Source organism: Neptuniibacter sp. (genome assembly GCF_024231755.1).
In the GTDB taxonomy this organism is placed as follows: Bacteria; Pseudomonadota; Gammaproteobacteria; order Pseudomonadales; family Balneatricaceae; genus Neptuniibacter.
The window spans coordinates 1-1,410 of the sequence record NZ_JAAEQH010000119.1 but is presented as its reverse complement, the minus strand read 5'-3'; the positions used below and the strand labels follow the sequence as shown (position 1 = coordinate 1,410).

Genomic DNA, 1,410 nt, shown 5'->3' with positions numbered 1-1,410 from the left:
GTTCGTAGGGCCGGTTGGCAACCGGTCTGTGGGGTGGCAAGTTGCCAACTTGCCCTACGATGCTGCACCGCCCTGAAGCAGTGGCGCTGAGTGATCACGCCTTCCCAGCACCGGCTGTTTACGCCGGTGTTCGTAGGGCCGGTTGGCAACCGGTCTGTGGGGTGGCAAGTTGCCAACTTGCCCTACGATGCTGCACCGCCCTGAAGCAGTGGCGCTGAGTGATCACGCCTTCCCAGCACCGGCTGTTCACGCCGGTGCGCGTGGAGCAGATTGGCAATCCGCCTTACGCTTGCGCCAGAAGGCACTACATCGAATGGAGAAAGGAACGAATTGGAGCGTCAATTGATGTGAGCTATCCGATTTGTTCTTTTCCTAATTCGCTGTAATATGCCACAATAGAGTTAGTTGGTAATCAGTTTGCTGCACCACGTATCACAGCTTTATAAGCGTGTATTCCTAGCATTGTGACTTTTTCGAGTTACTTGCTTAATTACTTCAGAAACTAGACCTCAGAGGCATTGAAAATCTCAAGTCTTGAGTTGAAACAAGAATTTATGAAGATTCTTTGCATTTACCAGAAGCAGTTAATGAATAGGTGACTTTACATACCTTGGGATTCTTGGGGGGAACATCTAATCGTGTTACAATCATCAGGTAGCTTACCCCGCAACACTGACATTCCTCATTATCTCTCTCAACACATACATCATGTGCATCATTTCTTGCTTTGCCTCTCTTTTTCTTGTCTTTCTCAAGCTCTCTACTATGTTTATCTATTTCATCTTTATTATCTTCACATGTCCCGGATAGATAAACTGGCCCTTCATCAAATGAACCTTGACAATCACCTTTGCACTTATCTTTCTGCTCATCTGAACACTGTCCTTCATTACATCTAATAGAATTATCAAGATTACTGTCAAAAGGATTATCAAGATTATAATCATTGAGGATAGCTGTAAGGCCATAAGAATCACGATAGTTGACAGGACTATTGAAAACATACATGTAAAAATTCATACTGTCTATGTATCCAACTGGATCTCTTTGTAGGAAACGGCCTATCAATGCTGCATAGTAGCGCGCCCGGTAATAATACAACCCCGTCTCTTCATCCAACCGCCGCCCCGTAAACAAATACGGATTACCATAAGCACTATGGGGCATTCCCCATCCATTCTCGGCCACCGGATCATCGTTCCCATCGGTCACTGTCACACGTCCATAAGCTGCATAACGGTAGCGTTCGACCACGTTGCCCGCGCCGTCCGTCAGGCCAACGACCGAACCCAGCGCGTTCTGATGATAATAGACATCCTGCACACCCCGCTCCATCCGCAGCACCTCGTCAATCCAGGTGCCATAGACGTAGGTAGCCTCGGTCGCTCCCGCGTTATCTTGCTCCTCGAT

Annotated in this window: 1 protein-coding gene; it reads right to left on the bottom strand. The window is 47.6% G+C overall.

Features of this window, described 5'->3' with window-relative positions; all coding sequences use genetic code 11:
- Window positions 1-552 precede the first annotated feature (552 nt).
- A partial coding sequence (locus GY843_RS06770) for an RHS repeat-associated core domain-containing protein (protein ID WP_297307833.1) occupies window positions 553-1,410 on the bottom strand: 858 nt, incomplete at its 5' end.